This is a genomic window from Neorhizobium vignae, assembly GCF_000732195.1.
Classification (GTDB): Bacteria; Pseudomonadota; Alphaproteobacteria; order Rhizobiales; family Rhizobiaceae; genus Neorhizobium; species Neorhizobium vignae.
Genome location: NZ_JNNU01000002.1, coordinates 1 through 25,184 on the forward strand (window position 1 = coordinate 1; position 25,184 = coordinate 25,184).

General features: G+C 59.8%; 33 protein-coding genes. 8 read left to right on the forward strand and 25 right to left on the reverse strand.

The features are described 5' to 3' along the window. Positions 1-271: 271 nt before the first annotated feature. The 8 genes from GQ59_RS00010 to GQ59_RS00045 all read right to left on the reverse strand — a co-directional run bounded on the left by GQ59_RS00010 (position 272) and on the right by GQ59_RS00045 (position 10,689). Positions 272-1,306: an IS110 family RNA-guided transposase gene (locus tag GQ59_RS00010; protein WP_037076062.1), complete on the reverse strand. Its 1,035-nt coding sequence runs from the start codon at positions 1,304-1,306 to the stop codon at positions 272-274. Between the two features lie 368 nt (positions 1,307-1,674). Beyond that, positions 1,675-1,962: a hypothetical protein gene (locus tag GQ59_RS00015; protein ID WP_037076063.1), complete on the reverse strand. Its 288-nt coding sequence runs from the start codon at positions 1,960-1,962 to the stop codon at positions 1,675-1,677. Further along, entirely contained in the window at positions 1,959-2,930 is a 972-nt protein-coding gene (locus GQ59_RS00020) for a peptidoglycan-binding protein (protein WP_037076064.1), read from the reverse strand. Before GQ59_RS00020 ends, GQ59_RS00015 begins: the two co-directional genes overlap by 4 nt. Before the next feature lie 249 nt (positions 2,931-3,179). Beyond that, positions 3,180-3,491 (reverse strand): hypothetical protein, encoded by a 312-nt coding sequence (locus tag GQ59_RS00025; protein WP_051903688.1) that lies wholly within the window; start codon positions 3,489-3,491, stop codon positions 3,180-3,182. Beyond that, positions 3,491-6,301 (reverse strand): LamG domain-containing protein, encoded by a 2,811-nt coding sequence (locus tag GQ59_RS30455; protein ID WP_051903689.1) that lies wholly within the window; start codon positions 6,299-6,301, stop codon positions 3,491-3,493. Before GQ59_RS30455 ends, GQ59_RS00025 begins: the two co-directional genes overlap by 1 nt. A gap of 12 nt (positions 6,302-6,313) precedes the next feature. Continuing rightward, entirely contained in the window at positions 6,314-7,825 is a 1,512-nt protein-coding gene (locus GQ59_RS00035; RefSeq protein WP_037076065.1) for a hypothetical protein, read from the reverse strand. Continuing rightward, positions 7,822-10,227, reverse strand: coding sequence for a phage tail protein (locus GQ59_RS00040; RefSeq protein ID WP_037076066.1), 2,406 nt, complete (start codon positions 10,225-10,227; stop codon positions 7,822-7,824). Before GQ59_RS00040 ends, GQ59_RS00035 begins: the two co-directional genes overlap by 4 nt. Further along, positions 10,228-10,689, reverse strand: coding sequence for a DUF6950 family protein (locus GQ59_RS00045; RefSeq protein ID WP_152564169.1), 462 nt, complete (start codon positions 10,687-10,689; stop codon positions 10,228-10,230). 57 nt (positions 10,690-10,746) lie between these two features. On the opposite strand from GQ59_RS00045, the gene GQ59_RS00050 reads away from it, so the two are divergent. Continuing rightward, positions 10,747-11,010 carry a hypothetical protein gene (locus tag GQ59_RS00050; RefSeq protein ID WP_051903690.1) on the forward strand — a complete coding sequence of 88 codons (264 nt, stop codon included), beginning with the start codon at positions 10,747-10,749 and terminating at the stop codon, positions 11,008-11,010. A gap of 111 nt (positions 11,011-11,121) precedes the next feature. On the opposite strand, the gene GQ59_RS00055 is transcribed toward GQ59_RS00050, so the two are convergent. The 3 genes from GQ59_RS00055 to GQ59_RS00065 are packed head-to-tail and all read right to left on the reverse strand — an operon-like array spanning position 11,122 to position 14,404. Further along, positions 11,122-11,706: a hypothetical protein gene (locus GQ59_RS00055; RefSeq protein WP_051903691.1), complete on the reverse strand. Its 585-nt coding sequence runs from the start codon at positions 11,704-11,706 to the stop codon at positions 11,122-11,124. Beyond that, positions 11,703-12,320 (reverse strand): hypothetical protein, encoded by a 618-nt coding sequence (locus tag GQ59_RS00060; protein ID WP_037076067.1) that lies wholly within the window; start codon positions 12,318-12,320, stop codon positions 11,703-11,705. The genes GQ59_RS00055 and GQ59_RS00060 overlap by 4 nt, the downstream gene beginning before the upstream one ends. After that, the gene (locus GQ59_RS00065) at positions 12,320-14,404 is read right to left on the reverse strand and encodes a phage tail length tape measure family protein (protein ID WP_051903692.1); all 2,085 of its coding nucleotides are present in this window, start codon (positions 14,402-14,404) and stop codon (positions 12,320-12,322) included. Before GQ59_RS00065 ends, GQ59_RS00060 begins: the two co-directional genes overlap by 1 nt. A gap of 57 nt (positions 14,405-14,461) precedes the next feature. On the opposite strand from GQ59_RS00065, the gene GQ59_RS00070 reads away from it, so the two are divergent. Both GQ59_RS00070 and GQ59_RS31670 read left to right on the forward strand, forming a co-directional pair. Continuing rightward, positions 14,462-14,767 (forward strand): hypothetical protein, encoded by a 306-nt coding sequence (locus GQ59_RS00070; RefSeq protein ID WP_037076068.1) that lies wholly within the window; start codon positions 14,462-14,464, stop codon positions 14,765-14,767. Positions 14,768-14,880: 113 nt separating this feature from the next. Continuing rightward, positions 14,881-15,153: a hypothetical protein gene (locus tag GQ59_RS31670; protein WP_152564170.1), complete on the forward strand. Its 273-nt coding sequence runs from the start codon at positions 14,881-14,883 to the stop codon at positions 15,151-15,153. On the opposite strand, the gene GQ59_RS00075 is transcribed toward GQ59_RS31670, so the two are convergent. The 5 genes from GQ59_RS00075 to GQ59_RS00095 are packed head-to-tail and all read right to left on the reverse strand — an operon-like array spanning position 15,095 to position 17,114. Further along, entirely contained in the window at positions 15,095-15,406 is a 312-nt protein-coding gene (locus GQ59_RS00075; RefSeq protein ID WP_037076071.1) for a hypothetical protein, read from the reverse strand. The genes GQ59_RS31670 and GQ59_RS00075 overlap by 59 nt on opposite strands. Before the next feature lie 47 nt (positions 15,407-15,453). After that, positions 15,454-15,843 carry a phage tail assembly chaperone gene (locus GQ59_RS33515; protein WP_432762563.1) on the reverse strand — a complete coding sequence of 130 codons (390 nt, stop codon included), beginning with the start codon at positions 15,841-15,843 and terminating at the stop codon, positions 15,454-15,456. Beyond that, positions 15,786-16,187 carry a hypothetical protein gene (locus GQ59_RS00085; protein WP_037076074.1) on the reverse strand — a complete coding sequence of 134 codons (402 nt, stop codon included), beginning with the start codon at positions 16,185-16,187 and terminating at the stop codon, positions 15,786-15,788. Before GQ59_RS00085 ends, GQ59_RS33515 begins: the two co-directional genes overlap by 58 nt. 11 nt (positions 16,188-16,198) lie before the next feature. After that, entirely contained in the window at positions 16,199-16,687 is a 489-nt protein-coding gene (locus GQ59_RS00090) for a hypothetical protein (RefSeq protein WP_037076076.1), read from the reverse strand. Position 16,688: 1 nt separating this feature from the next. Further along, on the reverse strand, positions 16,689-17,114 hold the full coding sequence (locus GQ59_RS00095; RefSeq protein WP_037076078.1) for a phage tail terminator-like protein: 426 nt from the start codon (positions 17,112-17,114) through the stop codon (positions 16,689-16,691). 13 nt (positions 17,115-17,127) lie between these two features. Here GQ59_RS00095 and GQ59_RS31675 point away from each other — a divergent pair, with 13 nt between their 5' ends. Continuing rightward, the gene (locus GQ59_RS31675; protein WP_152564171.1) at positions 17,128-17,346 is read left to right on the forward strand and encodes a hypothetical protein; all 219 of its coding nucleotides are present in this window, start codon (positions 17,128-17,130) and stop codon (positions 17,344-17,346) included. Here the strand turns inward: GQ59_RS31675 and GQ59_RS00100 are convergent. The 3 genes from GQ59_RS00100 to GQ59_RS00110 are packed head-to-tail and all read right to left on the reverse strand — an operon-like array spanning position 17,300 to position 19,157. Further along, positions 17,300-17,749 (reverse strand): hypothetical protein, encoded by a 450-nt coding sequence (locus tag GQ59_RS00100; RefSeq protein ID WP_037076079.1) that lies wholly within the window; start codon positions 17,747-17,749, stop codon positions 17,300-17,302. The genes GQ59_RS31675 and GQ59_RS00100 overlap by 47 nt on opposite strands. Further along, entirely contained in the window at positions 17,749-18,798 is a 1,050-nt protein-coding gene (locus GQ59_RS00105; protein ID WP_037076082.1) for a putative phage head morphogenesis protein, read from the reverse strand. Before GQ59_RS00105 ends, GQ59_RS00100 begins: the two co-directional genes overlap by 1 nt. Next, positions 18,795-19,157 carry a hypothetical protein gene (locus GQ59_RS00110; RefSeq protein ID WP_037076084.1) on the reverse strand — a complete coding sequence of 121 codons (363 nt, stop codon included), beginning with the start codon at positions 19,155-19,157 and terminating at the stop codon, positions 18,795-18,797. The genes GQ59_RS00105 and GQ59_RS00110 overlap by 4 nt, the downstream gene beginning before the upstream one ends. 65 nt (positions 19,158-19,222) lie before the next feature. On the opposite strand from GQ59_RS00110, the gene GQ59_RS32275 reads away from it, so the two are divergent. Further along, the gene (locus GQ59_RS32275; protein WP_156376338.1) at positions 19,223-19,363 is read left to right on the forward strand and encodes a hypothetical protein; all 141 of its coding nucleotides are present in this window, start codon (positions 19,223-19,225) and stop codon (positions 19,361-19,363) included. A gap of 65 nt (positions 19,364-19,428) precedes the next feature. Here the strand turns inward: GQ59_RS32275 and GQ59_RS00115 are convergent, their stop codons facing one another. Together GQ59_RS00115 and GQ59_RS00120 are read right to left on the reverse strand one after the other, a co-directional pair. Continuing rightward, positions 19,429-19,938 carry a DnaT-like ssDNA-binding protein gene (locus GQ59_RS00115; RefSeq protein ID WP_037076086.1) on the reverse strand — a complete coding sequence of 170 codons (510 nt, stop codon included), beginning with the start codon at positions 19,936-19,938 and terminating at the stop codon, positions 19,429-19,431. Beyond that, on the reverse strand, positions 19,938-20,141 hold the full coding sequence (locus GQ59_RS00120; protein WP_037076088.1) for a hypothetical protein: 204 nt from the start codon (positions 20,139-20,141) through the stop codon (positions 19,938-19,940). Before GQ59_RS00120 ends, GQ59_RS00115 begins: the two co-directional genes overlap by 1 nt. A gap of 147 nt (positions 20,142-20,288) precedes the next feature. Here GQ59_RS00120 and GQ59_RS00125 point away from each other — a divergent pair, with 147 nt between their 5' ends. Further along, a complete protein-coding gene (locus tag GQ59_RS00125) occupies positions 20,289-20,633 on the forward strand; it encodes a hypothetical protein (RefSeq protein WP_037076090.1) in 345 nt (114 codons plus the stop codon). An 83-nt stretch (positions 20,634-20,716) separates the two neighbouring features. Here the strand turns inward: GQ59_RS00125 and GQ59_RS00130 are convergent, their stop codons facing one another. From GQ59_RS00130 to GQ59_RS00140, 3 genes are all read right to left on the reverse strand, one after another. After that, positions 20,717-21,199 carry a hypothetical protein gene (locus GQ59_RS00130; protein ID WP_207642189.1) on the reverse strand — a complete coding sequence of 161 codons (483 nt, stop codon included), beginning with the start codon at positions 21,197-21,199 and terminating at the stop codon, positions 20,717-20,719. A 159-nt stretch (positions 21,200-21,358) separates the two neighbouring features. Continuing rightward, positions 21,359-22,363 (reverse strand): hypothetical protein, encoded by a 1,005-nt coding sequence (locus GQ59_RS00135; RefSeq protein WP_037076094.1) that lies wholly within the window; start codon positions 22,361-22,363, stop codon positions 21,359-21,361. Positions 22,364-22,460: 97 nt separating this feature from the next. Next, positions 22,461-23,243, reverse strand: a complete 783-nt coding sequence (locus GQ59_RS00140) for a hypothetical protein (protein WP_037076095.1) — start codon at positions 23,241-23,243, stop codon at positions 22,461-22,463. A gap of 98 nt (positions 23,244-23,341) precedes the next feature. Here GQ59_RS00140 and GQ59_RS00145 point away from each other — a divergent pair, with 98 nt between their 5' ends. Next, on the forward strand, positions 23,342-23,545 hold the full coding sequence (locus GQ59_RS00145; RefSeq protein WP_152564172.1) for a hypothetical protein: 204 nt from the start codon (positions 23,342-23,344) through the stop codon (positions 23,543-23,545). On the opposite strand, the gene GQ59_RS00150 is transcribed toward GQ59_RS00145, so the two are convergent. Next, positions 23,536-24,918: a DUF4055 domain-containing protein gene (locus GQ59_RS00150; protein WP_037076101.1), complete on the reverse strand. Its 1,383-nt coding sequence runs from the start codon at positions 24,916-24,918 to the stop codon at positions 23,536-23,538. The two genes, GQ59_RS00145 and GQ59_RS00150, sit on opposite strands and share 10 nt — an antisense overlap. Positions 24,919-24,966: 48 nt before the next feature. On the opposite strand from GQ59_RS00150, the gene GQ59_RS31680 reads away from it, so the two are divergent. Next, positions 24,967-25,182, forward strand: coding sequence for a hypothetical protein (locus tag GQ59_RS31680; protein WP_152564173.1), 216 nt, complete (start codon positions 24,967-24,969; stop codon positions 25,180-25,182). The last annotated feature ends 2 nt before the right edge of the window (positions 25,183-25,184 follow it).

Below are 25,184 nucleotides of genomic sequence, written 5' to 3' on the forward strand. Positions count from 1 at the left end.
CACGGGGCGATCTGATGATCGCGGGTATGAGCGGGCCGTCCGTAACCGAGGACGACCCGCGATACGAGTTGCACTTATAAAGCAATCAGTGTGATCCAAATCTTTGAACGGTCTAACCAGCTATAACTGGCTGACCCTAACCTAAGCCGGGAAGCAAGCGGCCATTTCCAGTCACGCACTCGTCGTGCTCATTTTGTCCCGGCCTGTCCTGCTTCGTTACCTGTCACGGCAATCGCTTCTGGCAACTCATATCTATCCGGATTTCATTGGACTAACTGGCTTGGGCAAGCTCCGAGGCCTTCCTGTAGCATCCGCCTTTCGTGAGCAGCGCCCAAACAACCCTTGCTGTTTTATTCGCCAACGCCACCGCCGCCACCTTGAAAGGGCGTCTCTCAAGTAGTCTAAGTTGCCATGGCGAACCCTTTCCATACCGGCGGACAGCAATCAAGACAGACACAGCTGCGATATAAAGGAGCGAGCGTAACTCTCGGTTTCCCATCTTTGATATCCGCGTCTGTTTGGATTTTCCTCCAGTCGAATTCGACCGCGGTGTTAGCCCCAGCGATGAAGCGAAATGGCGCGCTGATTTAAACGAGTTCGGATCTGGCACGTGCGCTTTGATGGTTGAGGCTATCAAGGTTCCAATCCCAGGAATGCTCGTCAGCCGCTGTACGTCGTCATCCTTTTTAGCTTCTGATGCGATTCGTGCGTCAATGGTCTTGATCCGCGCTGTGAGAAGGTCAATCTCCGAGAATATCTCATCGAGCACAAATCTCGCGCTGGGCGGGATGTTTCTATCCGTCTCAGCTTTGAGAGCCGCTGCCAATTTACCTACGTTGGTGACACCGGTTTCGGCGACTAAACCGAACTCCGCCAGGTGACCGCGTAGTGCGTTTACCGCGTTTGCTTTCTGGCGAACGAAAAGCGATCGTGTGCGCATAAGCATTGCATAGGCCTGCGGTCCCGCGGTTTTGATAGGCACGGCTCTAATACCTGGCTGCCTCAATGCTGTATTGATCGCCGCTGCGTCTGTGGCATCAGTCTTTCCACGGATGACAAACGGCTTGACCCGCTGGGCCGGCAGTATACGGACCTCGTGTCCAAGGGAGCTAATCTCCCGAGCCCAATAATGGGAGCTTCCACACGCTTCCATCCCAACCAGGCATGGATCCAGTTTTTCAAAGAAAGCAAGCAGGTCATGACGGCGAATCTTCCGAGTGAAGATCGTCGCGCCTTGCGAATCTGTGCCGTGCACTTGAAAGACCTGCTTTGCCAGATCGAGGCCTACAGTTAGATGATAATCCAAATCTTGATCCTCTCATTCGATTGAACGACAGGAGCGACGATACAAAAAACACATAAGAATTTTAAAGAGCAAATATAGCGAGGATACCGCCAGACGTTGATGGGGCGGTGGGGTTTAGACCGGCGCAAAGTTTCGGCCTAATACAGCCGGCATGAACATAGAGGATCATATGTCTCTTGTCGCTTGTCTACTTCTATCTGCTCTAGCGCAGTTCATCTGGGTTATTCACCGCCTTCTGGTCATGCGCCAGACATTCCCCCTGCGTCCAGACGCCAGCCCCGCAAACCCCTGCCACGGTGTTGTCGATCGCTTCCTGGTCGGTGGGTGTGGCGCCACGCGCGCCAATCAGCGACGTCCCGATGATTGCCCTAGCCGTGCGGGACAGCTGGCCCTTCGAGGCACTGACCTGTTGAGTTGAGGTACACGCCGCCGCGCTCACGGCACATGCGACGGTTAAAGCGAGCCTTGTCAGCTTCATTGCTCAGTTCTCCTACGGCTTTGTCGGTTGCTGCCTGCATGGTGGCGCGCTCGACGGCGCGGGCCTCGTCCTTGGCGTCCGGTAGCCACCAGACGGCATTGATGGTGGTGAAGACGGCGAAGCCGAGCGCCAGTCCGGCGGCCGCACCGATCGCCATGCTGATCTTGTCGGTGATCATGGTTCTACGGCCGCACGGATCTTGCCGACCGCCGAGACGATGGAGTTCTGAAGCAGGAGACCGAGGATCAGCGTGGCCAGGATGAGGATTGCGATCACCGCCACGACTTGCCAGTCCATGCCGGCGAAGGCCGCGAGGCCAAGGCCACCGAACGAGCCGCCACCACCAAAGAGGCCGAAGATGTTGAACTTGCGCTTTACTTGCGTCTCGACGGCGACCGGCACCACTGGCTTCTCTTCAGTCACCGGCGACGCGGAAAAGGCCGCCATCTGTACCGACGCCCCCGAAATAGCGAGAAGATCCTTGTGCAAAGCCGCTCGAGTCTTCGGCCCTACGTCGCCGTCGACGTTGAGGCCGCGCTCAGACTGATAGCGCCGGAGGTCGGCCTCGGTCGGCTGGTAGCCAAGCAGAACGAGCGAGATCCGGCCGTAGTAGTCGATGCGGTCGACCAGGCCGTTCTTCCCGCCGTTGATCTTCTTGGTGATGGTCTCGATGTCGTTCCGGTCGGCATAGGCGTTCAGGTTCCGGGTCGACCAATACCAGAGCGGTACCAGGCCTTCCCACGGATCGGTGTTAACCAGATCTGGCTGCGCCACGAAGTCCGGCGGGTTGAAGCCCTTCTCCCGGCACCAGTCGCGGAAGGCCGCATAGTTCGACTTGCCGGTGATCTGAATGCCGGCGCGGCCGCGGTAGAGGTAGCCGTCACCATCGGCTGCCGGCGTGTTGCCGAGATCGGTGCGGGTATCATATCGGGCCTGTGCAGCCGTCGGTCCCCAGATTTCCTGATCGAAGCGGAAAGCGCCGCTCTCGTGCATCAGTTGCGCGAGGTAATGCGCGACCCGGTGCGGCCGGTTCAGTCCCAGCCCCAGCCCGAACTTGTCGAGAGCGACGAGGACCGAGTTCATATTGCCTTCGTTGACACGCGATTTTGCAGCCGCGCGGATCTGCGCGGCAGTGATGACGCTCATAGGAATTTCCTTTGTGGTGGAGTTTAGAAGGCCGCTAGCGCCGAGAAGCCGCGCAAAAAGGTCTAACTAGAATTGGGGGGATGACTTATCTCAGGTTGTCTGCAATGTTCCCGCCGCCAAGAGACTGTTGAGGGCTCGAACGGGAAAAACGGGCGAGCCCTCTCTTTTTTCTGAACCTGTTGTTCTGCATCGGGTTGAGGGCCTGCATTACGGCGGACCGATGCAGGCCCTTGCACGGCTTGCCTTAAATCAGTTCGGCCAAACGATAGCCGTGATGCCGCCGATGAACTCTTCAATGGTCGGAGGTGCGATCTCGCCGGCCTCGACCGCCGCGAGCTGCTGGAACATGTGGATCAAAGCGGCATCCCGCCAGGCAATGTAGGCTTCCGCCTCCGCTGCCCATTGGGGATTTGTGCTGCCGACGTAGCTGACGATGGTCATGCGGTTGTCGTATTGCCGCTGAGCCGCGACAGCGTCGAGATGATGATCGAACGCGAGCTTGTAGTGATCAAGCGTCGGAGCAATGCCAGGTAGGATTGCGGTCCCCCAGGAAGTCAACATCAGAAGTTACCCCACTGCGCTCCACCCGCAGAGACAATGGTCTTCTTGCCGGTCAGGTTGCGGAAACGGTATTTCATGTTCATGCCGCTCGGTTGAGAAGCGAGGCTGGCGTCACCCTGATAGAGTTTCTTACCCCCGACATCCGAGATGAGCGCCATCGCTGCGGTTGCCCAGGTAGCGCCGTTGTCTCTGGAGATTTCGCCCACGAAATCGGTGTTCGGGATCAGCGTGTCACTGCCAACACCAGTTTCGATCAACACGCGACCCTTTGCCGGAGAGCTCGTCGAAGCTACGGCTACCGATTCCAGAACCATATCGTCATAGACCTTGGCAGCCGTTTTCCCTTCAATCCCCCTGAAGGCGATGAAGTTACCGGCGGCAAGTGCGGTGTAGGTCGCCGGTGCGGCGACGTCAGCTTCTTGAGCCGTTGCCTTCGAATAACCGGCGATCATCCCCGCTCCAAACTGAGCCTGGTCGAGGATGCCTGACGTAGCAGGGCAATCGAACGATATGATCAAATCCCTAGAAATATCGGGCACGAAAGGCACCCAATCAGACCAATGATCAGTCAAAGCAATGGGAGTGAAGCCATTATTCCCGCCAAAGGTGACGCGCGTAATCGTAGCGGGGTCCATATCCCACGCATTGCCGGCCGCAGCTTTGTGGCCGATGAATACATTCGCTATCTGCTTTTGAGCACCGCTTAGCGATCCTCCCAAACATATGCGAAGGTAATCAGCCGTCTGTCGAAGCATGCTCGCAGAAAGAACCCCCCTGAAGGTGTAAACGGTCGCTATAGCCGCACTGTTGATGCGGGTTCCGCGAAGGGTGGTAATCGTCGTCTTCAGCTCGCGGGGATACCATTGGAAACCAACAGCATCATAGAGAGCCAATTTTGTCTGGGACGACCCATCACCGTAAGCCGCTACAGGTGGCGTGAAATTATCGAAATTTCTCGCGATACCCTTCGAGACACGGAGCTCATCCATATGCCCGTTGAACGGGAGGGTGCCGTCCAGCGCGGCGCCTATAAAAGGGCCAACCGCATGGACGATATAGCTATTGGCATCCGCATATGTTGCACCTTCCTGAACGCCGTTCAGAAACAGTTTGGTTGATCCAGCTTGTCTCAAGAGCTTTATATGATGCCACGCGTTCAAGGCGATGACTGTTGTTCCAACAATACGGTTTGCAGCCGAAACATAGTAAGCAAGAACGTTGGCATTCGTGATGTACAGATATGGCGCAACGGAAGTTGCTGCGGTCCTGAAGTCAAGCAAGGTGTGCTGAACGCCTGAGGCAAGGCGATATATCCAAAAGTCTACTTCAAAGTCGCCTGTACCGAACGCGAAATCACTGGAGCCATCGCCGAGAAGCCGGCAGTTCGCGGTTTGGTCAAACAGGGCCGAGAACCCGCCAAATCGAGACTGCGCATCGCTGATCTGAAACGATCCTTGAGGCGTCCAGTAGTGACGCGGCGATCCGGAGGCATAGTCTTCATAGGCACTGTCTCGGACGGTCTTCTTGCCAGCTACAGGTCCATCGAAATGGAGAAGAGAAACGGTGAACGGGTCACGCCCGCCGTTCGGAAGATTGATGCCGGCCGTGTTGCGATAAGAGTCCGCAAATCCCCCGTTCATCCCCTGTATGCTGCCTGTCAGGTCAGCAAGAGCCAAGGCAAACGCGGCGTCATTCTTGCCGCCTGCGTTCGCAGCCAAAACCTCGATCGCCGTCTGGAGCGTTGCTGGCGCATCCGGAAGCCCGGCAACCGCATTATCGAACGACACGTCGGCTGCCGTTGTTGCAAGCCAATCCTTCGCCTCCTCATTCGTCAACGCCTTGAGGACTTTGCCGGTCTCGCCGTCAAAACCAACAAGCGCCCCGTCCTCCGATGCTGCCGGCCCGGTTACAAGATCGGCGACCAGCTTGCCTCCATCGTCGATCGCCTTGCCGGTATTGCTGCTGAAGGCGGCGACGCGGCCGACCGTAGCGCCACCCGGCCCTATGACGTCACCCGTGCCCGTGCCGTCCATGCCCTTTGCTGCTGCGAGCTGCCAATAGGCGTTGGCAGTCGCCGGGAGAACAGGGGGAGCATTCCCGGTGGTCGCTTGCAGGGCGATCCAAGAGGAGCCGTTGTTCAACACCATGTCACGCACGGCGTAGGCCGTGGCACCGGAATAGGCGCCACGGAAGTTCACGCCGATTTCGCCGGCCGGGATCGTGAAGGTGATCTCGTAGGGATCGCCCGGTTCACCGCTACCCGTCACCACCATCCCGGCATTCGAGCTGGGAGCACCGGTAATGACCGGCTCGAAGCCGATCTCAGGTGCCGGCCCGGCCGGACCAGTGCCGTAGCTGAACGGCCCCGCCCAATCGCCAGAAGTCGCAGAGGCCTTGATGTAGAGATCTGCTGGATTGACGTCGATCGCCAGGAAGGCAAAGCCTGCCGGCCGCTCATTATAAGTCGCGAGGTCGGCTGTCTCGCCCGCCACGTCATAGCGGTAGAGCGTTCCCGCCTCCATCGCCACCAGAAGCCGCGACAGGATATTGCTGTTGGTTTCGAGCTGCTCGCTGAATGCGGTAGCGCGAAGCAGCGCATAGGCGTAGGTGCCGGTCGCGCCGGTCCATTCCAGAGCCGCCGTCGCCGCGGTGTCGCTTTCGATCGACGCCAAGGGCAGCGGGTTACCTTCCGCCTGAACGAAGATCGTGCCGCCGGCCACCTGTGCAATCGCCCAGGCGGTATCGATGCCGGTCACGGCCTTGCTGCCGTTGGTCAGCTGAACCGACCCGGTGATGTAGTAATCAGCCATACGATGGATGCCCTATGAGGTCGGGATGCCGAGGATGTAGTAGCGAATGCCGACGATGCGCGAAGTTGAGTAGTCAAACGCCCAGGCGTTGTTGGTGTACCGCTCCTGGTACGGGTTGCCCTCGTAGGTCCAGAAGGTCGCTTGGTTACTGCCGAGAATGCAGAAGCTGCTGTTCCCGGCGTTGTAGCGTGTCGAGTTGTCGTAGCTTTCGACGAGTCGGGCGGACGGAGCCTTCACCCCTACCCCAGCATCGGCGTCCGACATTACCGTCATGTATTTGACGAACGGAAAGAACCCGGCTCCGTTGAAACCGACCGTGAAGCTCTGACCCGTGTTCACCGCCGGCGGCGTGCGCTGCGACTGCGCGGCGATCGGCTGGTAGCCTTCGGCCAGAATCTGGATTGCCGGCCAGCGGCTATCGAGGACGATGTCAGCGAAGTTCGGCGGGTCGGCAGCGCCGGGACGGAGGAACTGGACGACGTCCTGCACCCCGTCATGGAACTGGTGGAACACCTTGTTGTTGCCGGAAGTCGGCGGCAACTGATCGTTCGACAGGACCAGGTATCGAACGCGGCATGGCCCCGACAGATTGTTGATATAAAGCTTCGTCCCAGAGAACCAGTATTCGCACCTGGTGTCGGTGAAGTAGCCGCTGACCGGGTAGGAGATGACACCATTCTCATACTGCAGCATGTCGCAGATCGTGGTGCTATCGACCGGATAGCCGACCTCTATCTCGGTAAGACCGGACGGCAAGGCAATGTCGCCTGCTTTGATCACCGAGAGCGGGCGTCCAGACGAGTCGAAGGCCAGCTGGGTCGGGGTTGCCGTCCTTGTGTCGTATCCCGGCTTTGCGACCCGACAGAACTCGTCGGTGATCTCTACGGCACGCAACCCGGGGACTGAGGGCATGGGGTCGCTGTCGAGCAGGGGCACGTTCGTCGCAGGGAGCCTCCAGACCACCAGTTTGATCTCATAGGACCCGCCATCGAGCGCGCCGAAGGTGTTTGTGTAGTAACGAATGCCCTTGCCCAACGGCGGGCTGCCGTAAAAGGTCTGGGTGTCATTGAGCCACCAGCCGTTGTTCATCCAGCCGATCATGGTGCGATAGCCAGGCTCTCGCCCACCGGGGTCCTCAGCGCCCTGGGTAAAGACCCTGAAGTTCTCAACGTATCGGTCATCGGAGACGCGCTGGTATTTCAGGTCGTAGACCGGGAGGTCGTAGGGCAGTGCGTCACCGAAATAGGCGTTGCGGATCATGATGTAGCTGAAGCCGGCGACAGATCCCGGCATCTTCTTCTTGTGGTAGTTTGTGTTGCTGGTCCCCGCTGGCCAATAGGTCGTCGAGTTCGGGGAAAACGGCGTGCTATCGATGCCGGCTATCTTTACGTCATTGGTGAATTTCGAATTGACGAGGAAGGAGCTTCTGTTGGCGTCTGGCTCAGAGAAGGGATCAATATCGCCTTTGGTGATCTTCACGCAGGGCTCGCCAACGCTGTCGATCCCAATGAAGGTCTTTGTCATGAGGATACCGTGATACCGTTTTCGTTGATTATGACGCGCCCGTCGTTGAAGTTTAGCTCCCCGGCGTTCACCAGGCCGATGTTGGCGATGTTGAGCTTGAGCTCCCCGTCCTCAAACACCATCGGGTAGCTGGCCTCTCCGCCGTCCGTGACGACGAACTGGTCGACATTGAAGGCGGTCCGGGACTTGATCACGCCCTCGTCGGTATAGAGCTCGATGAAGAAGCCGCTCTCCTTGAACTCATCCTCGATCTCAGCCTTGAGCAGGATGGCATAACGGACGGTTACGCCTTCGGGAGCCGCGACGGCCTGGAATGCCACCTTGCCGTTCGCCAGGTTATTCCCGAACTCGGCGATCAGCTCCTCTGTCACGGCCACGACGTTCGCGATGTCGGAGGTGATGATCGCGACTTCTTCGGTGAAGCTCGCGCCGAGCTGCTGGAGCTTGCGGCCAATGGTTTGGGAAACGCCGCCGTTGATCTGAAGGTTCTGTTGCAGGCGAGCGAGCAGCGTCTCGTTGCGATTGAGGCTGGCGTACAGTTCCGAGAACACCGCCATCACATCGTCGCGCAGATTGCCGAGCCCGACCTCGACATCCGCATTGCCGGCATCTGCGGAGGTTACCGTGATCGGAACGGTCCAGTTGGTTGCGCGGTCGGCGATCAGCCTGTGACGGAACTCGTATTCCGTCAGGTTCACAATGCCTTCTTGAAGGAACGTCACCGTTGCCTGACGATCGACCTGACGGGAGAACTTGTTCGTCGCCTCGGTCTTGATCCACCATTCGAACACCAGCCCGGTGACCGTCACATCCTCAATCGGAGCCCAGGTCATCCGGAAGGCCGGATAGGTACGACCATCGGCGCCGGTGGCTATTACCGCTATAACCGCCCAATCCTGAAGGGCGTTGAGATAGACCGGCTCACCGTTCGGGATCGGCACGTTCGGCGGAATGAGGCCGACCGAGGCGTAGATCTCGCCGGACCGCTCCTGCAGGGACAGGACGACATTGCGCGGGCCGTCACTGGACAACGCCCGGATCGAGCGGCTCTGGACGACGAACACGATTGAGCCGTAGCGTGCGGAATTCCACTGTACCCAGTCGCCGACGCGGATCGTCTGGAAGCGAGGGCGCAAGACGATGTCCGCGGTCACCTCGTATCGGTTCTCATTGTAGTAGATCGAGGCAAGCTGGTTCGCCTGGCGCTTCGAGCGCACTGTCGGGAAGTTGAGCTGGACGTCGCGCGTGCGGCGATCGAGCGCCACCTGTGTCGGATTGCTCTGCGTGTCATAGCCGGCCGGCGACCACATGTTTGCCGGCTCCGGATAGGTGCCGGAGACGGAGTTGGTCAGGTCTGCCATCGAGCGGCGCTTCTGGAACCGCACCGGCTCCGTCACGATCAGATCGTCATCGGTGAATGTCTCGACGATCGGCTGCTCAGTTCCGATGATCGGCCAGGAGCCCTCGACGCTGTCGACGACAATCCCGCCGCAGGACACCATGATGGATTCGATATTGTCGCCGTGGTCGACGTCCGCGTCGAGCAGGACCGAGCAACGGTAACGAGGCTCGCCGCCGGCGTTCTCGTCGCAGATGTTCGCGGCCACGGCATAGCGGTCGATCGGCAGGTCGATCGCGTCCATGTCCATGCCGAGGAACAGGTCATCGTTCCACGAAAAGCCGCGCCGGTAATTGTAGTCAAACACGACCGGGTTTTCCGAGAACTGATAGGTCGAGTAATCGCCCCAGCGATGCGCGCCGGACCCGCCGACAGTGTCGTCCTTGCGGAAATCATACAGGCGGGCGCCGCGGATCTCGAAGAAGAAGTCAGGGAACTGCGAAAGCTTCTCCTGGTCATACGTCAGGCGGGCGATCAGGTAGCATTGGCCGGAACCAACATGGGCAGCTGTCCAGCGTCCGAACGGGTTGGAGTTGGCGATCAGCCCAGGATCGGCCGCTGTCTGGGTGCCGTCGTAAAAGGCGAAGCTCATGCGGCCGGCGTAGTCTCCGGTGACAACAGAGTAGTTCTTGCCATTGGTCGTCGAGAGCTGCAGCTGTTGGCCGCCGGCCCAGATCTTCGAAAGGCCGTCACAGGGAAAGTCGGAGAAGACGAACACCTGCTCCAGGTACATGTTCGACGCGCCATAGGTGTTCACGTAGCAATCATGACCGGCGATCCCGACGAGGCCGCAGGCGACCTTGCGGCTGATGTTCTCGCCATACTCGCGCTCGAACTGCGTGCCGGATGCCTGCTTCTGCGACTTCTTCGCGCGGTCGGCCTGGATCTTGGCAACAACCAAACTGATGCCGATCCCGATCACCGCCTTGGCGATGGCAAGTCCGATCGTGCCGAGTCCAAGCGCTCCACCGATCGCGCCGACGATTGCTGAGATGAACGGCATTTATCGGACCTTGTAAGCGCGCTTGACGGACAGCACGGACATGATTTCGAGATCCGATCCGGTTGTGACCTCGACGCGCTTGCGGCCGATCCTGTCCACGTGGCCGTAGATCGTCTTCACCGCAAAGCCGGTCGAGACGAACACGCCGCAGGAGATCGCGCCGTCCCGCTCGATCACGCCGACGTCGCCGCGCTGGGCCATCATCGCAGGGATCGGCTCGCCTAGCTCGGCTGCAAGAGCCTCCTCCACCGTTTCCTTGAAGCCGGCCTTGCGGAACACCTTGTAGCCTTCCGCCTCGCTCCGGTACTTCTGGAGGTGCGGCAGGATACGGTTGCCCGTGACGGCCTCGATCGCGTCCATGGTCATCATCCAGCAGTCGGACACGCCCCATTGACCGGGCAACGCCAGATGCTTCGCCACAACCGCGTTGAGGCGCTTTTCCCAATCCGAAACTCTCGTCATAGGTGTACTTCCGTCGATAAACGTGATGGATTGCCGCAAACCACAAGGAGACCGGCTATGGCGACACGTGAAGAAGCAGTAGGCGCGGCGCTTGCGGCGCAGGCTTTGGCGTTCGTATCAATCGAAATGCTGATCAGACTAGGACACGGCGACTTGATCGATACGTTGAAGGCCAGCGCACTTGAGACGCTGGACGCCTCGGTAACTGAAGGAACGGGGCTAGACCGGGAAAAGACGCTGGAGCATGCGCGCCTTATTTTGATGGGCCTGACGGCGACGGCGAAGGCCAATAGCGCTCTAGGTGCCGCGTTACGTCAATGACGTGGCGGACCTTGCGGTCCACGATCTCGAACCGGTGGCCGATTGGGTCGGCGATCTTGTTAAGCTGATCAAGTTTCGCTGCAGTCTCTTTGTCATGGGTCATGGCTTACCTCAGGTTCTCGCGGCCACTCGGCCCCAGAAGATATCGACACGGCCGCGCTTGGCCGCATGCTGGAAGAACTTGTCGTCAGGCGCCCGCCGGGCCTGGTCGGTCATGGTGCGGTACCGGCCATTCTTGCGGGAATAGTCGAGTTGTCGCCCTTCGCACCGGGCGACGAGGATGTAACCCCGCTCCGGATCGACCTGGTGCTCAACGACATCAAGGTAACCGCGCGCGACGACCTCCACCTGGAGGAGAGCGCCTGTGTCGGGATGGAAGTGGGCATCCATCACGGTCACCGGCCGGTCGCGATAGTCCTCGCTCTCGATCTGCGTCAGGACGTCCGGCGTCAGCCCATCATCCGGGCTCTCAGCAAGCGTCAGTGTGAAGCCGCCGTCAGCGCTCGTGCCCGTGCCGCCACCAATGTCCGACACTTCGATCAGGCCGAACGGCTTGTAGTCGACACCTGAATAGTTGAACGGCTCGGCGCGGCTGATGAAACCGTAGATGCCGGAGGCGAACTGAAACCTCAGCATCTGCCTGGTGGATATCCGCCCCTGATCGTACAGGTCTTTAGTTTCAGTCGAGAGCGTCATTGTGCTTCCACCAGACGGAAAGAGACGTTGTAGAACAGACCGTCCCTCGGAGCCTCAAAGCTCCCCGGAACCGGGCGCATGACCAGAGCCGGGTTGGCAAATCGAACAACAGTGCCGGCTTGGGAAACCGTCGCAAAAGGCGGCGGCTCGATTGTGATCGTCCGGGTCGTGCCTGCGCCTGCCACTTCGGTTACGCGGCCGATGTGGTAGCGCGTGAGGCGCTCAAGCCCAATCCGATCGCCGATAGCAAGCGACAGCCCCGCATCCACGCCGGACACCGAGAGCACGTTGCCGCCAGTGACCGACACGAGATTGCCGGCATCATCCGCGGGGGCGTGGTTGTTGATATGGTTCTTCGGATACCGTGCGAACGGGAGCCGGAAGAGAACGCGTTGCAACCCCTCCCGGAGAGAAAGCCACCATGCCTCGAACTCGGCATATTGATCGTATCGGAGTGGCTTGGTCGTGAGGGCCACGTCCCATGCCGGGTCGTTCATCTGCGTGTAGTTGATGAGGCGCGCTCCAGAAGGAGACGCTTTCACCGGGTCGCGCAAAATCATGTCGGCCCGGACATAGCCAACATCCGGGATTTCACGAGGGTACGTGATTGCCATCAGATCACGCGCCTCTTCTGCGCATCCTTCACCGTCTGAACAACGCGGGTGGGCAGGTCGGCCTTGAGAGCGGCAAGCTCTCGCTGGACCCTGGCAAGCCCCTCAGGATCAGCGCCGGTGGCGTCGATGGAGATGGAGACCGGAGCAGATACAACACTGCTGCTACCCTGCCCCGCAGCGCCGTTCTGATTGGCAGCCCTCGTTATCCGATGGTTCGGGATGACCTCCTCACCGCCCTTGAACCGCACCAGTTCCGGACCCTTTTCACCGACCCAGGCCATACCTGGACGAGCAGCAGGTGTTCCAGCGGCGTAAAGGCCGATACCGTGCTTGGAAGGGAACGCCCCTGCCCCACCGCCACCGAACAGGCTACCAAGGAAACCGAAGATGCCCCCACCGCCTCCGCCAGAGCCTGCGCTGTTCACTTGGAACAAGGCGTTCAATACGTCATCCAACAGCTTATCAGTTATCCGGTCCAGCACACCGAGCGCGGCATCTCCGAAGGACTTCCACATGCTTTCGCCGTCACGGAGGCCGGCGCGGAAGTCGTCGATGAACCCGCGCGTGGTGTCCTTCGCGAACTCCATCTGCTCACGGATCTTCTCGGTACCGTATTCAAGGGAGGCCATTTGATCGGCAAGATTGGAAATCTCCAACCTCTGGGAGCCGGTCAGCGTGATCCCCCGCGCCTGAGCTTGGTTCAGCAGATCCTGTTCATACCGAAGCTTCAGCGCGGCCTGCTCGGTCAGGCCCAGCGCATCGCGCTCAGCCTGGAGCGAAGCGATCCGACGTTTGGCCCCATCTATGACATCTTCATATTTCTCGGCTTCGGACTTCGGACCCTTCTTCTTTTTCTTGTCTACCGTATCCATCCATTTGGCGAGGTCCTTAAGCGCAGCGGCACCCTTGCCAGCTGCCGTCGATATTCCGTCGCCAATCTCGCCGATATAGTCGCGGTTCAAAGCTGCTTCGACGGCTTTGTTTCTCGCTCCAATCGCGCCATCCATATTGCCAAACCCAGCGTCCCACGGCTTTATGGCGTCTCCCGTGTCGCCGAGCGGCGATATTTGAGCGCCCGCGGGAAGCACCTTATTCAAGGTTTTGATGAGGCTATCAACGCCGGCGGCAGTTTGCTTGATCATCTCGTTAACGCCTTTGATAACGGCGTTAACTGCCCCCTCAATCGCCTTCCCGATAATATTCCCCAGGTTACTCCACACAAACTTGATGTCTTCAAAGGCGGCGACGAATGAGCCGATCACCAGGTTCGCGCCTCGTTTCGCGACGGTGACAACGTCGAAGCCGAGTATCCTCGCCAGTTCATCCCTAAAGATGACCACCGCAGCAACGGCCGCTCCGATACCTGCGATGAAGAGAACGGCCGGGTTCGCGAGCAGGAAAGCAGCCGCCACGCCGCCCAATTGCACGACCAGCCGGCCAAGCCACGCGATGAGGGAAATAACACCTCCGATGATGGTGGGCGCGTAGATCAAGGCGATGGCTGCCGCCGCTGCGACGGCATAAGGGGCGATCTCGTCGAGGACGTCAGCCAAGGCGCGTAACGCGCTGCTAGCCAGCTTGGACCAGTTGACGAGCTGAAGCCCAGCCGCTGCGGCGGCGACGAGCCCGATGGTTACGAGGGAAAGAGGCGACAGAAGCGCCAGGAACGCCTGCGCAAGCCCGGCTACCGGCCGCTCCATCGCACTGAGCACCCCGACGAGTTGGGTGCCCTGCTGGAGGGCGATCTGAAGCGGGTTCATCGACATAGCAGCTGTAACCGCAATGTCTTGGAACTGGGCGGCGATGTTGCCAACGTTCGCCCGGCCACCGGCGCCGCGGTTCTGGTTCGCCGCCTTGTTCATCAGTTCGATCTGCTTTGAAGCATTGGCAGCTGCGGCCCCTTGCTGGGCGTAGGCTTGAGCAGCCGAGGAAGCCGCGCCGGTCGCCCCCCGGTTAGCGCCCGCAAGCCCTTCCGTAGATGCTTCGGCTCGTGCAGCAGCGCCGGCGAGCTTCGTCAGTTCGCCCGTGGCGCGATCGGCGCCCTGAGTGGTGACCTGTACGCCAAGCTGAGCAACATCTGCCATTGGTTGTCCTTTTCGATGAACGAGCGTTATCGTCGCATCCCCACGAAGGAGGATTCGATGCGAGCTATTCTGATATTGATGCTGACTGCCGGAGCCGCTGTTGCAGACCAAAAGACTGAAGCACTGCAACGAGCTGGCTTCATGATCGTCACCGCGTACAACTGCCAAGGCTATGAGCTGTCAGCACTGCCCTATGAAGCAGCAATTCCAAAGGCGCGAGCACAACTAGTCGCCTCCGGCTACAGCGACCGCGAAGCGGACCAGGCGATGGAAAGGTTCAAGTCTGTTGAAAACGCGAAACCAAACGCTGATGGGAAAGTCACCAAGCAGCTATGCGAAATGCTGCTCGACCGCCTGAAATGAAAAGGCCCGCCGAAGCGGGCCAAGTTATCCACATCAACTCACAGACTCGCTAGCTCGACTCCCGGTTGCTGCCGTGCTCTCTTCTCGCTGCCAAGCCAATAGAAGGAATGCACATGGCAACCAAAGAAGAAGTTGTAGCGTCTGGCCTTGTCGGCAATAACGTGGCGTTAGCCGCTATACAGAAGCTGATCGAATTGGGCCACGCGGACGTACTGGCCGAAGTTGAAAAGGAAGCGCTGGGCTCTATCGAGAGCTCCATCGCGACATCCGAAGCTATTGATCGTGATAAGACGCTGGAACACGCGAAAGACATGGTTCCTAAGCTGTTTACCGTGGCGCGAGCAGGTTCCTCGTTTCGCTCGATACTACAAAATAGTCAGCGTTGACGAGAAACTTCCCTTCGGGAGTGACCTTGTAAATCCAGTCGTCACGCCGCTTTTCAAAGTCTTCGACGCTCTCTTTGCGCGGGTCGTACAGCCGATCCGCGTCAAGCATGCCTATATTGGCAACGGACAACGACAACTGCCCGTTATCGACCGCCAATGGAGAAGTGACCGGCGCCGCGGCCATAGCCTTACTTGCGATTACCGGTGCAATAGGTGCGGCCAGAAGAGCCGCGAGAAAAGATCGTCTGTTCATTTCCATCTCCTTAATAAAAGAGGCCCCCTTTCGGGAGCCTCTGTTGCCTATTTTTCTGTTTCCCGCTCCCTGATCGCCTCAGCCTCCCGGTCGATCTCGGAGACATAACGGCTATCCATAGACCGCAGGATCGCCACATCCTCCCGCCGGAGGACGTTTCCGGTAAGTTGCAGCCAAGCCAGTATTTCGGAGGATGAGGCAGGGTTGGCGCCGTTGAAGCCGCTCGCCTGCCCTGCCCGTATATCCCAGAACCACTCCCACAGCATGGCGCCTTCATCGGGAATGTCAGGCTCCGGGCTTTCGACCTCGAACGCATCGTTTCTCTCCCGACGCGTTTCGCCGTCCTTGTCCCTGACGCAGTCATACCGGGCGACGACTGCTACGGCTTCGCAGAGCCTTTCCCCAAGCTCTTCGTAAAATTTGCCCGATCCTCGGATGCTGCCGCTACCTGGTCATAGATCCAGCCCGCTTCAGAGACGACCTCGCGGGCCATCTCGAACGAGAGGACCGGCTTTGAGCCCTTCCAATCGTGGTCGCCCCAATCCCAGGAGGCAATAGCGGCTGCCGCGCGATCGAGATATTCGGCCTCGACTTTGGACGACGTCAGCTTCTTCTTCCGGCTGGCAAGGAACTTGTCTGAATGCTCCCGCACGACCCGCTTGACCGCGTCGCTTTCGGACGATCGGATCATGAAGCGGATGCCGATCAGTTCGTCGGTATCCGGCCCGGTGAGCTTAAGCTCATGGAGATCCTCGGAATTGACGAGTTTCGAAATGTCCATGTTCAGTCCTCTCAGGGGATTTCGGCCGGACCGACGACGATCGGCAGCTGGTTCAGGCCAAGGGTGAAGCGCTCGAGCTCGAAGTCATCGGACCCGCCGCCGGGATACAGCGGCCCGGAGACGACACCGCGGCTGTAGATGATCGTGTTGGTATGATCGGCATCGGGCTTGTCATTCCGCTCGATCTTGATCGCCATGTTGTTCTGATTGAGCGGGTCACCGAACGTGCGAAGGATCACCTGGCCGGCGTCGTCAAAGACAGATGCGACCTCGATAACAGGGTCGCCGGCGTTGGCCGTGCCCTTTTGCTTCTGCGTGACCGCCTCGTCCAGCGTGTTGTAGCTGTTCATGGTGGAGTTCGCGCCGAAGTCACCGACGTTACCCACCTTCCCGACTTGAACCCAAGTGAGCGCAGCGAATGTGCTTGCGATGAGGTCATCATTTTGGGCGGTGGCGCAAACGAACACCTTCGTGCCCTTCTTAGTTGCCTTGTTTGCCATTTCAGGTCTCCGGTTCGAAGGCGATGTAGGGGATGGAGACCGGGATGTTCATCCGGTCCTCGTCCTTGATCGGGCGGGATGCCCAGGGCTCGCTGCTGATCGTGATTTTCACGCCAGAGGCGAATATCGTCTGGTTCTTGAAGCGGCTGATGACCTGGTCTGCGACTTCCTGGGCATCGATGATGGCGGAGCCCAGCGGCCACATGACGCTCACCTGTGCCAAGCCGACCTTCTCCTGCGGGTCGTCGCCCATCGTCACCTGACGGGTTCGGTTCGGCATAAAGTCGAACTTCAGGTACTTGGCCGGCTTGGTCTGCCCCGTCGGCGGGAAAGTGATTCCTGGCGTTGAGATCGGCAGAGCCGCAGGTAAGCCCTCCAGCCGCGTGAGCAGCGCAGCAAAGATTATTGCGTCTGTACCCGTCGCCATGTACCGATACCCTATGTCAGAAAAGCCGCCCCTATCGGACCGCGATGTTCATGAAGCGTTGCATAACGCGTGGCTGATGCTGGCCAACGAGGAAGGCGCGACCGAGTACGGCAACAACACCCTGAAGGCGGCCCGCCTGTCCCTGTTTACCTTCCAGATGACCATGATGATGAAGATGGAAGGGTCTACAGAAGACCAAATGCCTTCCCCACCTTCTCCGCATTCCGGTTGACGTGGACGCTCCAGTTCTGGACCGCTCCACGGACGAAGCCAGCCGGCGCGCGTCCATTCGCGCCATACTCCTGATGCCCCGCGTAGGCAGCCGTGTATCCAAAATAGAGGTCATCCTCTAAGGATGATCCCGCGATGATTGCCTCGATCGTGCCGAAGTCGAAGCTGTAGGTTCGGCCATCGACCGGCTGCGCGCCCGGGTTGATTCGTGGCATTGTCGCCGTGGATGCCATGAGCGAAGCCCACAGGAAGCCGGTATCGAAAGGCAGTCGGCCGCCTTCGCTGTCCAGCGTCTGCATTTCCTTCACGACGTCGGCGGCGCTTTGGTTCCTGACCGCTTCGACGGCCTCCGGCACTTTGTCCGCCCAGCCTGCCACGGCCGCAGAGAACGAGAGCGTTGCCATCAGGCGGCCCTCGCCCTGTAGCGGCGAAGCCCGGCCGCGATGTAGTCGATGTCATATTCCATTCGGCATTTGCATCCAATGCGATGACGGGCCGGCGCCTTCGGATCGTGCGGGTACATCAGCGCCGTACCGTCCGGCGCGATGAACGGCATGTCGATCGGGACGCCCGCCTCACGGGATTGCGCGGCGAGCTTCAGGTGTTGAAGCCGAGGATGCTCGGATCCGGAATGCTTCCACTTCTTGGTGACTTCCGCCGCTGTTATCTTCCCGGCATCGATCTGCTGGCGGACGGCATTATCGCGCACCGAAAACAGTGCCGTCCTGGTTTCCTCAAGTCCGATCATCTCGCCCCGCAGCTGCAGGTTCTTGTCCGACAGTCGGCCGATGATCTTGCCGACCATGGCGGCATCAACCGCCCTGCCCTCACGGATCGCCTTGGCGACGGTCCGGTCAAAGCGCCTGTCCCGCGTCTTTAGGTCGAGATAGGAGCGCATTCCGTCGACATCGCCCGACAGAAGGTTCTCGCGGGCGCGGCCGATGAATTCCACCTGGCGTGACGTTAGCCCAATTGTGCCCCCCTCGCGCCGGCCTGTGACCCGGTTGACCCGGCCGATCACGTCGAGCGCCGTGGAGGTCGGGTTCCTTCCCTGCGACAGGCCTGCCTCGAAAGCAGTCCTCAACGCCAGCCTCTGGTCTTGGGTGATGTTCGTCACCAGTGTCGAAGACTGCTCTCTGATCAGCCACTCTGCTTCCAGGTTGCGAACGCCGAACTGAAACAGCACCCTCGTCCCGTCCGGCGCCACCAGCGACGGCAGGCTCTGGACCATATTGATACCGCCCGCGTTGAACGCTTCGCGGAGTGACATCTCCAAGGCTGCGAAGGCTTCTGGCTCGAACTGCACAGCAGCCACCGCGCCCGCAATATCACCGCGCTCGAGCCGCTCCACGATCGTATTAAGCACGACGGACGACCGGATGGCTTCAATTGCTTCCCTGAACGCGGCTGCGACTTTCGGCTCATACTGAGCGAGCAGTTCCTCGTAGGTCACGTCAGACGCCCTTGGACGATGAAGACGACATTCGTGATGCCGTCGTAGTTGTTCGGGTCCCCGGCGATGACGTGGTAGGTCACGTCGCCGGCGGAGACGATATCCCCAGGGGCCGGCACGATCGCGAGGCCGACGGACGAGATGTAGACCTGCCGGTCCGCCGTCGTGATGTTCGTGCCATCGATGTACCGCTGGTCATAGGTCATCGGCACGAGCTTGGCCGGGTGCGCGGTTTTCGTGCCGTCGCCACCCTCGACGGGGTCGGGAGGCGTGATGCGCGTGACGGTGCCCGGTTGGCCGTATTTCTCAATCAGCCGGTTCGCGGTGGCCTGCAGGCGGGCATAGATCGGGTTAGGCATTCGCACCTCGCGAGGAACAATGACAGCTAGCTTCTGTTGTGACCAGCAAACCACAGGAGATTGCGATGACAGAGAAGAAGCCAGACAAGACGAGTGACGATGCGCGCACTGGCAAAGACGCGGACAAGAACCGTGAGGAACTTGTGAAGACGGCCGAAAAGGGCATGAAGGACGCCACTGGTGATTTGCCCAAGGGCGACGTCTAACTACCAAGGTCCCGGGCAGGCACGGCATCAGAAACGGCCACAGAAGCCCCTCAATAACCAGCAAGTCAGTAGCGGACCAGGGCAGCTACTGATGTGTTGCCCGGGGGGGCGACAAGGACGTTGTGTAAGATGCCGTCGATAAGTGCGTAGGTCGGCTTAGGAGTGATTGTAGAAGCGGCCTGGTATTCCGTCTCTTCTTCGATCGATCCTACCTTCACGCGTTCCGCCTTAATTTGAAGTCTGCCATCGAAGTCTGGCGCCAGTGAATCCGGCTTTGCCAGCTCGCGCAGCGCAGCTTCATATGCAGCTTCTTCGATCTCGGGCGGGACTTCATCGGCGGCGATCTCGTCGCCTGCCGCATCGACGGCATCAGTGCGTGGCCACTCCCGCAACTGGGTGCGACCGCCAATTTTCTTGCCGCTGAACCGCGAACGGTACGTGTTGTCGATCCAGACGGAAGCCCGGAGCAGGGCCGCCTGCCGATCTTCGTCTCCGCCGGTCGCAGCCCAAGTTGTGTTCGCTCGTGCTTGGTGGTAGGCGAGCGCCCCTGCCAGCGTCCCATAGTGGTCAGGCATCAGTTCACCTCTGCTGGTTGGAACGCCAGAAGATCGACCGTTAGCCACTGATCATCCGCCAGCTTAACGACAGCGGAGATGGCGGTCGCTACGTCGTCAGTCTCGTTGCCTTCGGCATCGAACAAGTTGGTTATGTGCCCCACCCGGCCGTCAGCAGCGAGAGCTACCCGGCCGGAGCAGTTGATGGCCTCGATCTCGGTCATGCGATCGTCTGAACGCTAGCCACCTCAGTGGCGTGTAAAGGGGAGGCGCAACCGCCGTTAATGATCCCGGAAGAATCCGCGTGGACTTACATCAAGTACAGTGCAAGAAGGATCAGCACGTAACTCACACCCTCCTGAGGTCAGAACATGAAGATCAATCGCATTCGCTTTCTTTTTGCAGCTGCCGCTTGCAGTATCGCTTGGAGTGGTTTGATGACCACTGCCGTCCAAGCGGAAGAGTTCTCTTTCACAGCCACCAACGGCACAAAATCTGCTGTTACCAAAGTACTTGTCTCTCAGGACAAGAAGGACTGGGGATACTTCGACATTGGCAGCGGCATCAAGCCAGGTACCACAGTAGATCTGGTATGGGACAAAAGCACAAATAGCGAAAGCTGCACTCAATGGGTCAAGGCAAACTTTGCCGATGGTAGCGAGTCTGAACCTGCCAAGTTCGATTTCTGCGAAGATCGACTTGAGATCGAGTTCTAAATTTACATAGGCCATGGTGACCGGTGACCGCCTCAAGGGCGGTCACCATGCGCTTGTAAATCAGCGTCACGGGAGCTTTTGCCTCAGCCCCGACGCTTCAACTCTGCCTCGATTGCAGCATTAGCTTCCTCGCCATTGCTGATCGGTTTGTCGCTGAGCTTTGACGCGAGGGAGCGTCGCTCCTGCCAGGTGAGATCGCGCCAGCCGTCGGGGATTGTCACGTCACCGCTGGCATCGGATGCACTAGCACCCCCGATCTCACCGCCCACGATCTGGTCAGCAACAAGCTTCTGCGCACCGGGGGTAATGGCCTCGCCCGCCTGCTCGATCGTCTGCGCCGGCTTCCCGGTTGAGACATCGGTATTGCTGGCCTTGATGCCTATGCCGCCGACGGCTGCGACTTCCGCGTTCGCTGCGAAGTTGCCTTCGCTATCAGCGAGAAGCTGTGCAGTGCCTTCCGGATCGGGCTTGGCAGGTTCGATTTCAGCCAAGGCGACCGAGGATCGGCGAGCCGCCTTTTCAGCCTGCTCCGCCATCTTGTCGAAAGCGGATGCCAAACGATCCATGGCTGTACCACCTGCCCGATTGGCACGTGACCGGAGGATCTGTGCGCGGCTTTCATCGCGGCGAGCGATCGCCTCCGCCAGAAGCGGATCATTTTCATGATCAGTCATGATACTTCTCCAGATTGAGGATGAGATGGAGAGGGGCCGAAACCCCTACCCTCAGCCGTTCGTAACCACGGCCACCATGCGGACGAGCTTCGGGTCGTAGACCCGCGTCCAGTTGGTACCGGTGGCGAGTTCGGCGTCGGTAACACCGGAAGCCGAAGCGGGCGTACCGCTGAAAGAAACGCCGCGGGGGTGCATTACCCAGTGGCGGCGGTACCATACCGTCTCCACGCCCTCGCCGTTGCCGGCAGAGGGAGCGCTGTCCAACTCCACGGGCTTCTTCGGGCCGCCCTCGCCGGTGGCTTCGGCATAACCGATTGCGCCATTGCCGAAGAGGTAGGACGTGTACTTGAAGCCCGAGGTGGTGCCGGCTTCACGCGGGCACTGATCGGACACGTAGACGACCTTGTCGTCCCACATGTCGAAGTCGAGGCCCGTTGCCGGATCCTTGAACTTCTCGATCGCGCGGGCAGCGCGGAGATTGTAGAACACCCGCGAGTGCATGAGCACTGCCGAAAGGGTCGTGCCATACTCGCCGAGCAGAGCATAGGCATTCGCTGCCACCTCTGCGTCGAGATTGACAGGCGTGGTCGCGCCGTCTTCGGAAGCTACGTTCAGCACATTACCCGCCATGCCCGAAGAGGCAAAGACGCCCTTCATCTGCTGACCCATGATGCGCTGTTCTTCCCGCACCCAGTATTCAGCAATGAGCTGAGCCACCGCGTCTAGCGGATCCTCCGCCAGCATGGAGGCGACGAGGTTTGCCGACTGCCAGCCGTTGTTTCGGCGGATTTTCCGGGCCATATCCTGGCCCTGCGTCAGCTTGTTTGGCGTGGCATTCTGTGCCGGATCGTCCGTCGAGACGTTCGAGTTGCCGGTCAGGTCATTCCAGAAGGGCATCTGGACGAGATCGCCAGGACCATTGGCGAAGCGCTGAAGCTCGCCATCGGTGGAAACGATCGGGGAATTGCGAATACGCGAAAGCTGCGCAATGCGCTGGATCGTCGTGGGGAGGAAGAGCGGGCCATAGATGACGTCGCTCAGGCGGGTCGTTGCCATTGCAAGGCTCCTGTCGTTTGGAGGGTGTGGGGTGCTTTAGGTTCGGCCACCCCACTGGGCATGGCCTTGCGATTGTTGGCGCCACTGGCGCCGGGCATTACCAGTACGGCTTTACGCCGACCGCCTCTGCCATCTGTCTGGCTTTGGCGTCGTTCTGGACGATCAGCTCCTGCTGCTTCGTCCGGTTGGGAGTCTTCGGGTCGAACGGATTATCGGTAAAGCGCTTGCCGTCACCGCCTTTGGCGTCGCCGCCGGTGGCTTTGGCGACGAAAGGCTTGCCCTCGTCCAGGCTTGCCCAAGTTCGGACGTAGTCGGTCAGCGGCGTGCGGTCGTTCACGCCGTCATCGGCAAAGACTTGGATCGCCTCATCGTCTTCAACGAGCTTGATCTGGCCCTTCTCCTTCAGGAGCGCCTTGGCTGCCGGAAGGTAGGTCTTGTCGATTCCCGCCTCCAGAAGCGCTTTCGTCAGGCCGTCGTCGACCATCACACGGCGGAGGGTCGTGTCCAGCTTGTTGGCGCGCGCCTCCAGCTTTTCGCGATCCTTTGCGAATTTGGCCTCCAGCTGCGTCTTCTGGGCCGCGAGCCGCTCCTCGACCTTCGGAGGCTCCTTGCCTTCTGCCTGGGTGCGGAGAGTTTCGTAGGCATCGGAGTCGAAGTCTTCCGGCAGGCCTTCCAGCCGGCTTTCGGCGGCCGTGAGCTTGTCACTGAGTGCGCGCTTTTCACCGCGGACGCGATCGAGCGCGGCCTTGAGCGCAGCGGCGCCGGGATGGCTTTCGATACCTTCTACAACGAGAATAAACTTGCCGTCCTTCTCCTCGTAGAGCGAGCGATACTGCTCCTCAACACTGTCGAGGCTGTCGATAATTGCTTTAAGGGCCACTGGCCTTCTCCTTGGTGAAGCCCGGTTACTACCGGACATGAAAAAGCCGCCTTAAGGCGGCGGTAGGTATGCAAAATTTTGGCGATAGCGGAGGCGAGATGCCCAATGATCTCTTTTCACTCATCATCACCTGCGCGATCGCGCTCGTGGTGCTCTGGCTCGTGTTCTTCGTTTTCCGAAAGCTAATCGGCGTGGTGTTGCTGGTCGCGCTGGCAGTAGGCGTGTGGATTGTTTGGAGCGATCCGGCGGTCCTCCAGCAATGGGCGGACGCCGTGATGGACTTCGTCTACCGCTATCTCTGAGGCAGGCCGAGCGCCGCGTTGCGCTCTTCCTCACTTCCGAACCGCTCCTCCTCGATAAGCTTCATCTCCGCCTCGTGGTCCCTCTCGGCGCTGGCGATTTCGCCTCGCTGCAGATTCTCGTAGAGCGTCTCGTATGCGATGGCACCGTTCTGCCACAGCGATACAAGAGATGCCGCCTGCTCCGGAGTTAGCGTTGCGTCCACGAACGACAGGTTCGGCTTGACGGTTACGGTGTCCGGACCTTGCCCGGTCATGACGGCGACGTGTCGCAAGGCCTTCTCCAAGCCTTGCGCACTGGCAAGCGCGATGGAGGTAAGGGTTGCCGTCTCCGCCGCAAAGCGGATCCGCAACGCATCGCCGCTCTCTGCTGTCTTATTCTCTGAGCTGTTGAATAACCGTGCCCCAGACTGGGCTGCGTTCTGGCGCTCGTCCTGGATGGCAACACGGTGAGCCGCGATGCCAGTGCCCGCCGGACCCACGTACTTTACATCGGGCGTTCCCTGCTGATCGCCCTGCTTAATGGAAATGACTGCGCCGGCGCCAACGGCGGAAGGCGCATCGCCATTGATGACGACAAGCGTCTCCTGCCCCGTCATGAACAGCTGCCAGCGATAATCAGCTGAGAGCTGATAGAGCGCGACCGCCGACCGGGCGACGCCGAGCAGTGGCGGCAATTCCGGCGCCAGCGATAGGTCACGAGCTCCCATCACGACAAACGGGATTTCGGCTAGCTTCGCATTGCCCCTGCCCGATGGAGTCACCTCGCCACCGGCGTTCATAGCCGCGCCGGTGTAAGTCTGGACGGTGTAGCTCCGTTCCTTCATTTCCAGCACACGAAAGCGCTGTTCCCGCTCCCAGCGAAATCCCTCTCGCCTCAGGCCGCTTTCGTCGAGGACGAACATCGACCGGTCATCGGCCCAGTTGATCAGTGCTTCGGCCGTGTATCCCGCAAGCCAGGGCAGATCCGAACCCTCCGTGGCAGCGTCAGCCAGCAAGGCATAGCGTCCGGTAGTCAGCAACTCCGCGGTTATACGACGGTGAAGCGCCTCAAGCGGCAGTCCGTCCTTCGTGGCCTTCTCCCATAGCGGCTGCATCGCAGCCGGCATTTCGATCTGCGCCTCAGTCCTGTGGATCACGCCGACCATGCCGTGAATTGTCGGATGAACGATCTCCGGGAATTGTGCCCGCTTCTGGTAAGCGTCGTATAGAGCCCGGCCGCCGTCGGCTTGGGCAGAGAAGCCCGAAGGTTGCGGCAGATAGGCCGTCCCAGCGCCTTTGACTTCCTTCTCTCCGCCCGTCGTGTCGCGCATCAGCGACCATTCATCGGCGCGTTCAAGGTAAGCTGGGTGCTTCGTCTCGATGGCGTCCGTCATCAGGTTCGAAACCTCGCATAAGCCGGAACAATCCCGGACTGTGGCTTGTTGGCCTCCCGTACACAGGAGGTGGCGACGACAGGCGAAAACAATCGAAGTGACAACATCCAGGCTCCTCGTCCGGGCGACGAGACCGAGCCCGGTTCCAAGCAATCCGCTGAAGGCATCTGCCCGAAGTGCGGTGGCTCTGGCGAAGCCGACGGCACGACCTGCTCCGATTGCGAAGGCCGAGGCACCATCACCGTGATCGTGGGAGACGCCTGAGC

What these genes read in the sequence shown, in the direction of transcription:
- GQ59_RS32275 (WP_156376338.1), top strand. Translation starts at nt 19,223, where the DNA reads ATGACAGAGAAGAAGCCAGACAAGACGAGTGACGATGCGCGCACTGGC.
- GQ59_RS00040 (WP_037076066.1), bottom strand. Translation starts at nt 10,227, where the DNA reads ATGCCGTTCATCTCAGCAATCGTCGGCGCGATCGGTGGAGCGCTTGGA.
- GQ59_RS00110 (WP_037076084.1), bottom strand. Translation starts at nt 19,157, where the DNA reads ATGCCTAACCCGATCTATGCCCGCCTGCAGGCCACCGCGAACCGGCTG.
- GQ59_RS00070 (WP_037076068.1), top strand. Translation starts at nt 14,462, where the DNA reads ATGCGAGCTATTCTGATATTGATGCTGACTGCCGGAGCCGCTGTTGCA.
- GQ59_RS00065 (WP_051903692.1), bottom strand. Translation starts at nt 14,404, where the DNA reads ATGGCAGATGTTGCTCAGCTTGGCGTACAGGTCACCACTCAGGGCGCC.
- GQ59_RS00100 (WP_037076079.1), bottom strand. Translation starts at nt 17,749, where the DNA reads ATGGCAACGCTCTCGTTCTCTGCGGCCGTGGCAGGCTGGGCGGACAAA.
- GQ59_RS30455 (WP_051903689.1), bottom strand. Translation starts at nt 6,301, where the DNA reads ATGGCTGATTACTACATCACCGGGTCGGTTCAGCTGACCAACGGCAGC.
- GQ59_RS00075 (WP_037076071.1), bottom strand. Translation starts at nt 15,406, where the DNA reads ATGAACAGACGATCTTTTCTCGCGGCTCTTCTGGCCGCACCTATTGCA.
- GQ59_RS31670 (WP_152564170.1), top strand. Translation starts at nt 14,881, where the DNA reads ATGGCAACCAAAGAAGAAGTTGTAGCGTCTGGCCTTGTCGGCAATAAC.
- GQ59_RS00115 (WP_037076086.1), bottom strand. Translation starts at nt 19,938, where the DNA reads ATGCCTGACCACTATGGGACGCTGGCAGGGGCGCTCGCCTACCACCAA.
- GQ59_RS00015 (WP_037076063.1), bottom strand. Translation starts at nt 1,962, where the DNA reads ATGATCACCGACAAGATCAGCATGGCGATCGGTGCGGCCGCCGGACTG.
- GQ59_RS00035 (WP_037076065.1), bottom strand. Translation starts at nt 7,825, where the DNA reads ATGACAAAGACCTTCATTGGGATCGACAGCGTTGGCGAGCCCTGCGTG.
- GQ59_RS00135 (WP_037076094.1), bottom strand. Translation starts at nt 22,363, where the DNA reads ATGGCAACGACCCGCCTGAGCGACGTCATCTATGGCCCGCTCTTCCTC.
- GQ59_RS00145 (WP_152564172.1), top strand. Translation starts at nt 23,342, where the DNA reads ATGCCCAATGATCTCTTTTCACTCATCATCACCTGCGCGATCGCGCTC.
- GQ59_RS00085 (WP_037076074.1), bottom strand. Translation starts at nt 16,187, where the DNA reads ATGGACATTTCGAAACTCGTCAATTCCGAGGATCTCCATGAGCTTAAG.
- GQ59_RS00025 (WP_051903688.1), bottom strand. Translation starts at nt 3,491, where the DNA reads ATGTTGACTTCCTGGGGGACCGCAATCCTACCTGGCATTGCTCCGACG.
- GQ59_RS00125 (WP_037076090.1), top strand. Translation starts at nt 20,289, where the DNA reads ATGAAGATCAATCGCATTCGCTTTCTTTTTGCAGCTGCCGCTTGCAGT.
- GQ59_RS00095 (WP_037076078.1), bottom strand. Translation starts at nt 17,114, where the DNA reads ATGGCGACGGGTACAGACGCAATAATCTTTGCTGCGCTGCTCACGCGG.
- GQ59_RS00150 (WP_037076101.1), bottom strand. Translation starts at nt 24,918, where the DNA reads ATGACGGACGCCATCGAGACGAAGCACCCAGCTTACCTTGAACGCGCC.
- GQ59_RS00020 (WP_037076064.1), bottom strand. Translation starts at nt 2,930, where the DNA reads ATGAGCGTCATCACTGCCGCGCAGATCCGCGCGGCTGCAAAATCGCGT.
- GQ59_RS00050 (WP_051903690.1), top strand. Translation starts at nt 10,747, where the DNA reads ATGGCGACACGTGAAGAAGCAGTAGGCGCGGCGCTTGCGGCGCAGGCT.
- GQ59_RS00060 (WP_037076067.1), bottom strand. Translation starts at nt 12,320, where the DNA reads ATGGCAATCACGTACCCTCGTGAAATCCCGGATGTTGGCTATGTCCGG.
- GQ59_RS00090 (WP_037076076.1), bottom strand. Translation starts at nt 16,687, where the DNA reads ATGGCAAACAAGGCAACTAAGAAGGGCACGAAGGTGTTCGTTTGCGCC.
- GQ59_RS00045 (WP_152564169.1), bottom strand. Translation starts at nt 10,689, where the DNA reads ATGACGAGAGTTTCGGATTGGGAAAAGCGCCTCAACGCGGTTGTGGCG.
- GQ59_RS00120 (WP_037076088.1), bottom strand. Translation starts at nt 20,141, where the DNA reads ATGACCGAGATCGAGGCCATCAACTGCTCCGGCCGGGTAGCTCTCGCT.
- GQ59_RS00055 (WP_051903691.1), bottom strand. Translation starts at nt 11,706, where the DNA reads ATGACGCTCTCGACTGAAACTAAAGACCTGTACGATCAGGGGCGGATA.
- GQ59_RS00130 (WP_207642189.1), bottom strand. Translation starts at nt 21,199, where the DNA reads ATGGATCGTTTGGCATCCGCTTTCGACAAGATGGCGGAGCAGGCTGAA.
- GQ59_RS31675 (WP_152564171.1), top strand. Translation starts at nt 17,128, where the DNA reads ATGTCAGAAAAGCCGCCCCTATCGGACCGCGATGTTCATGAAGCGTTG.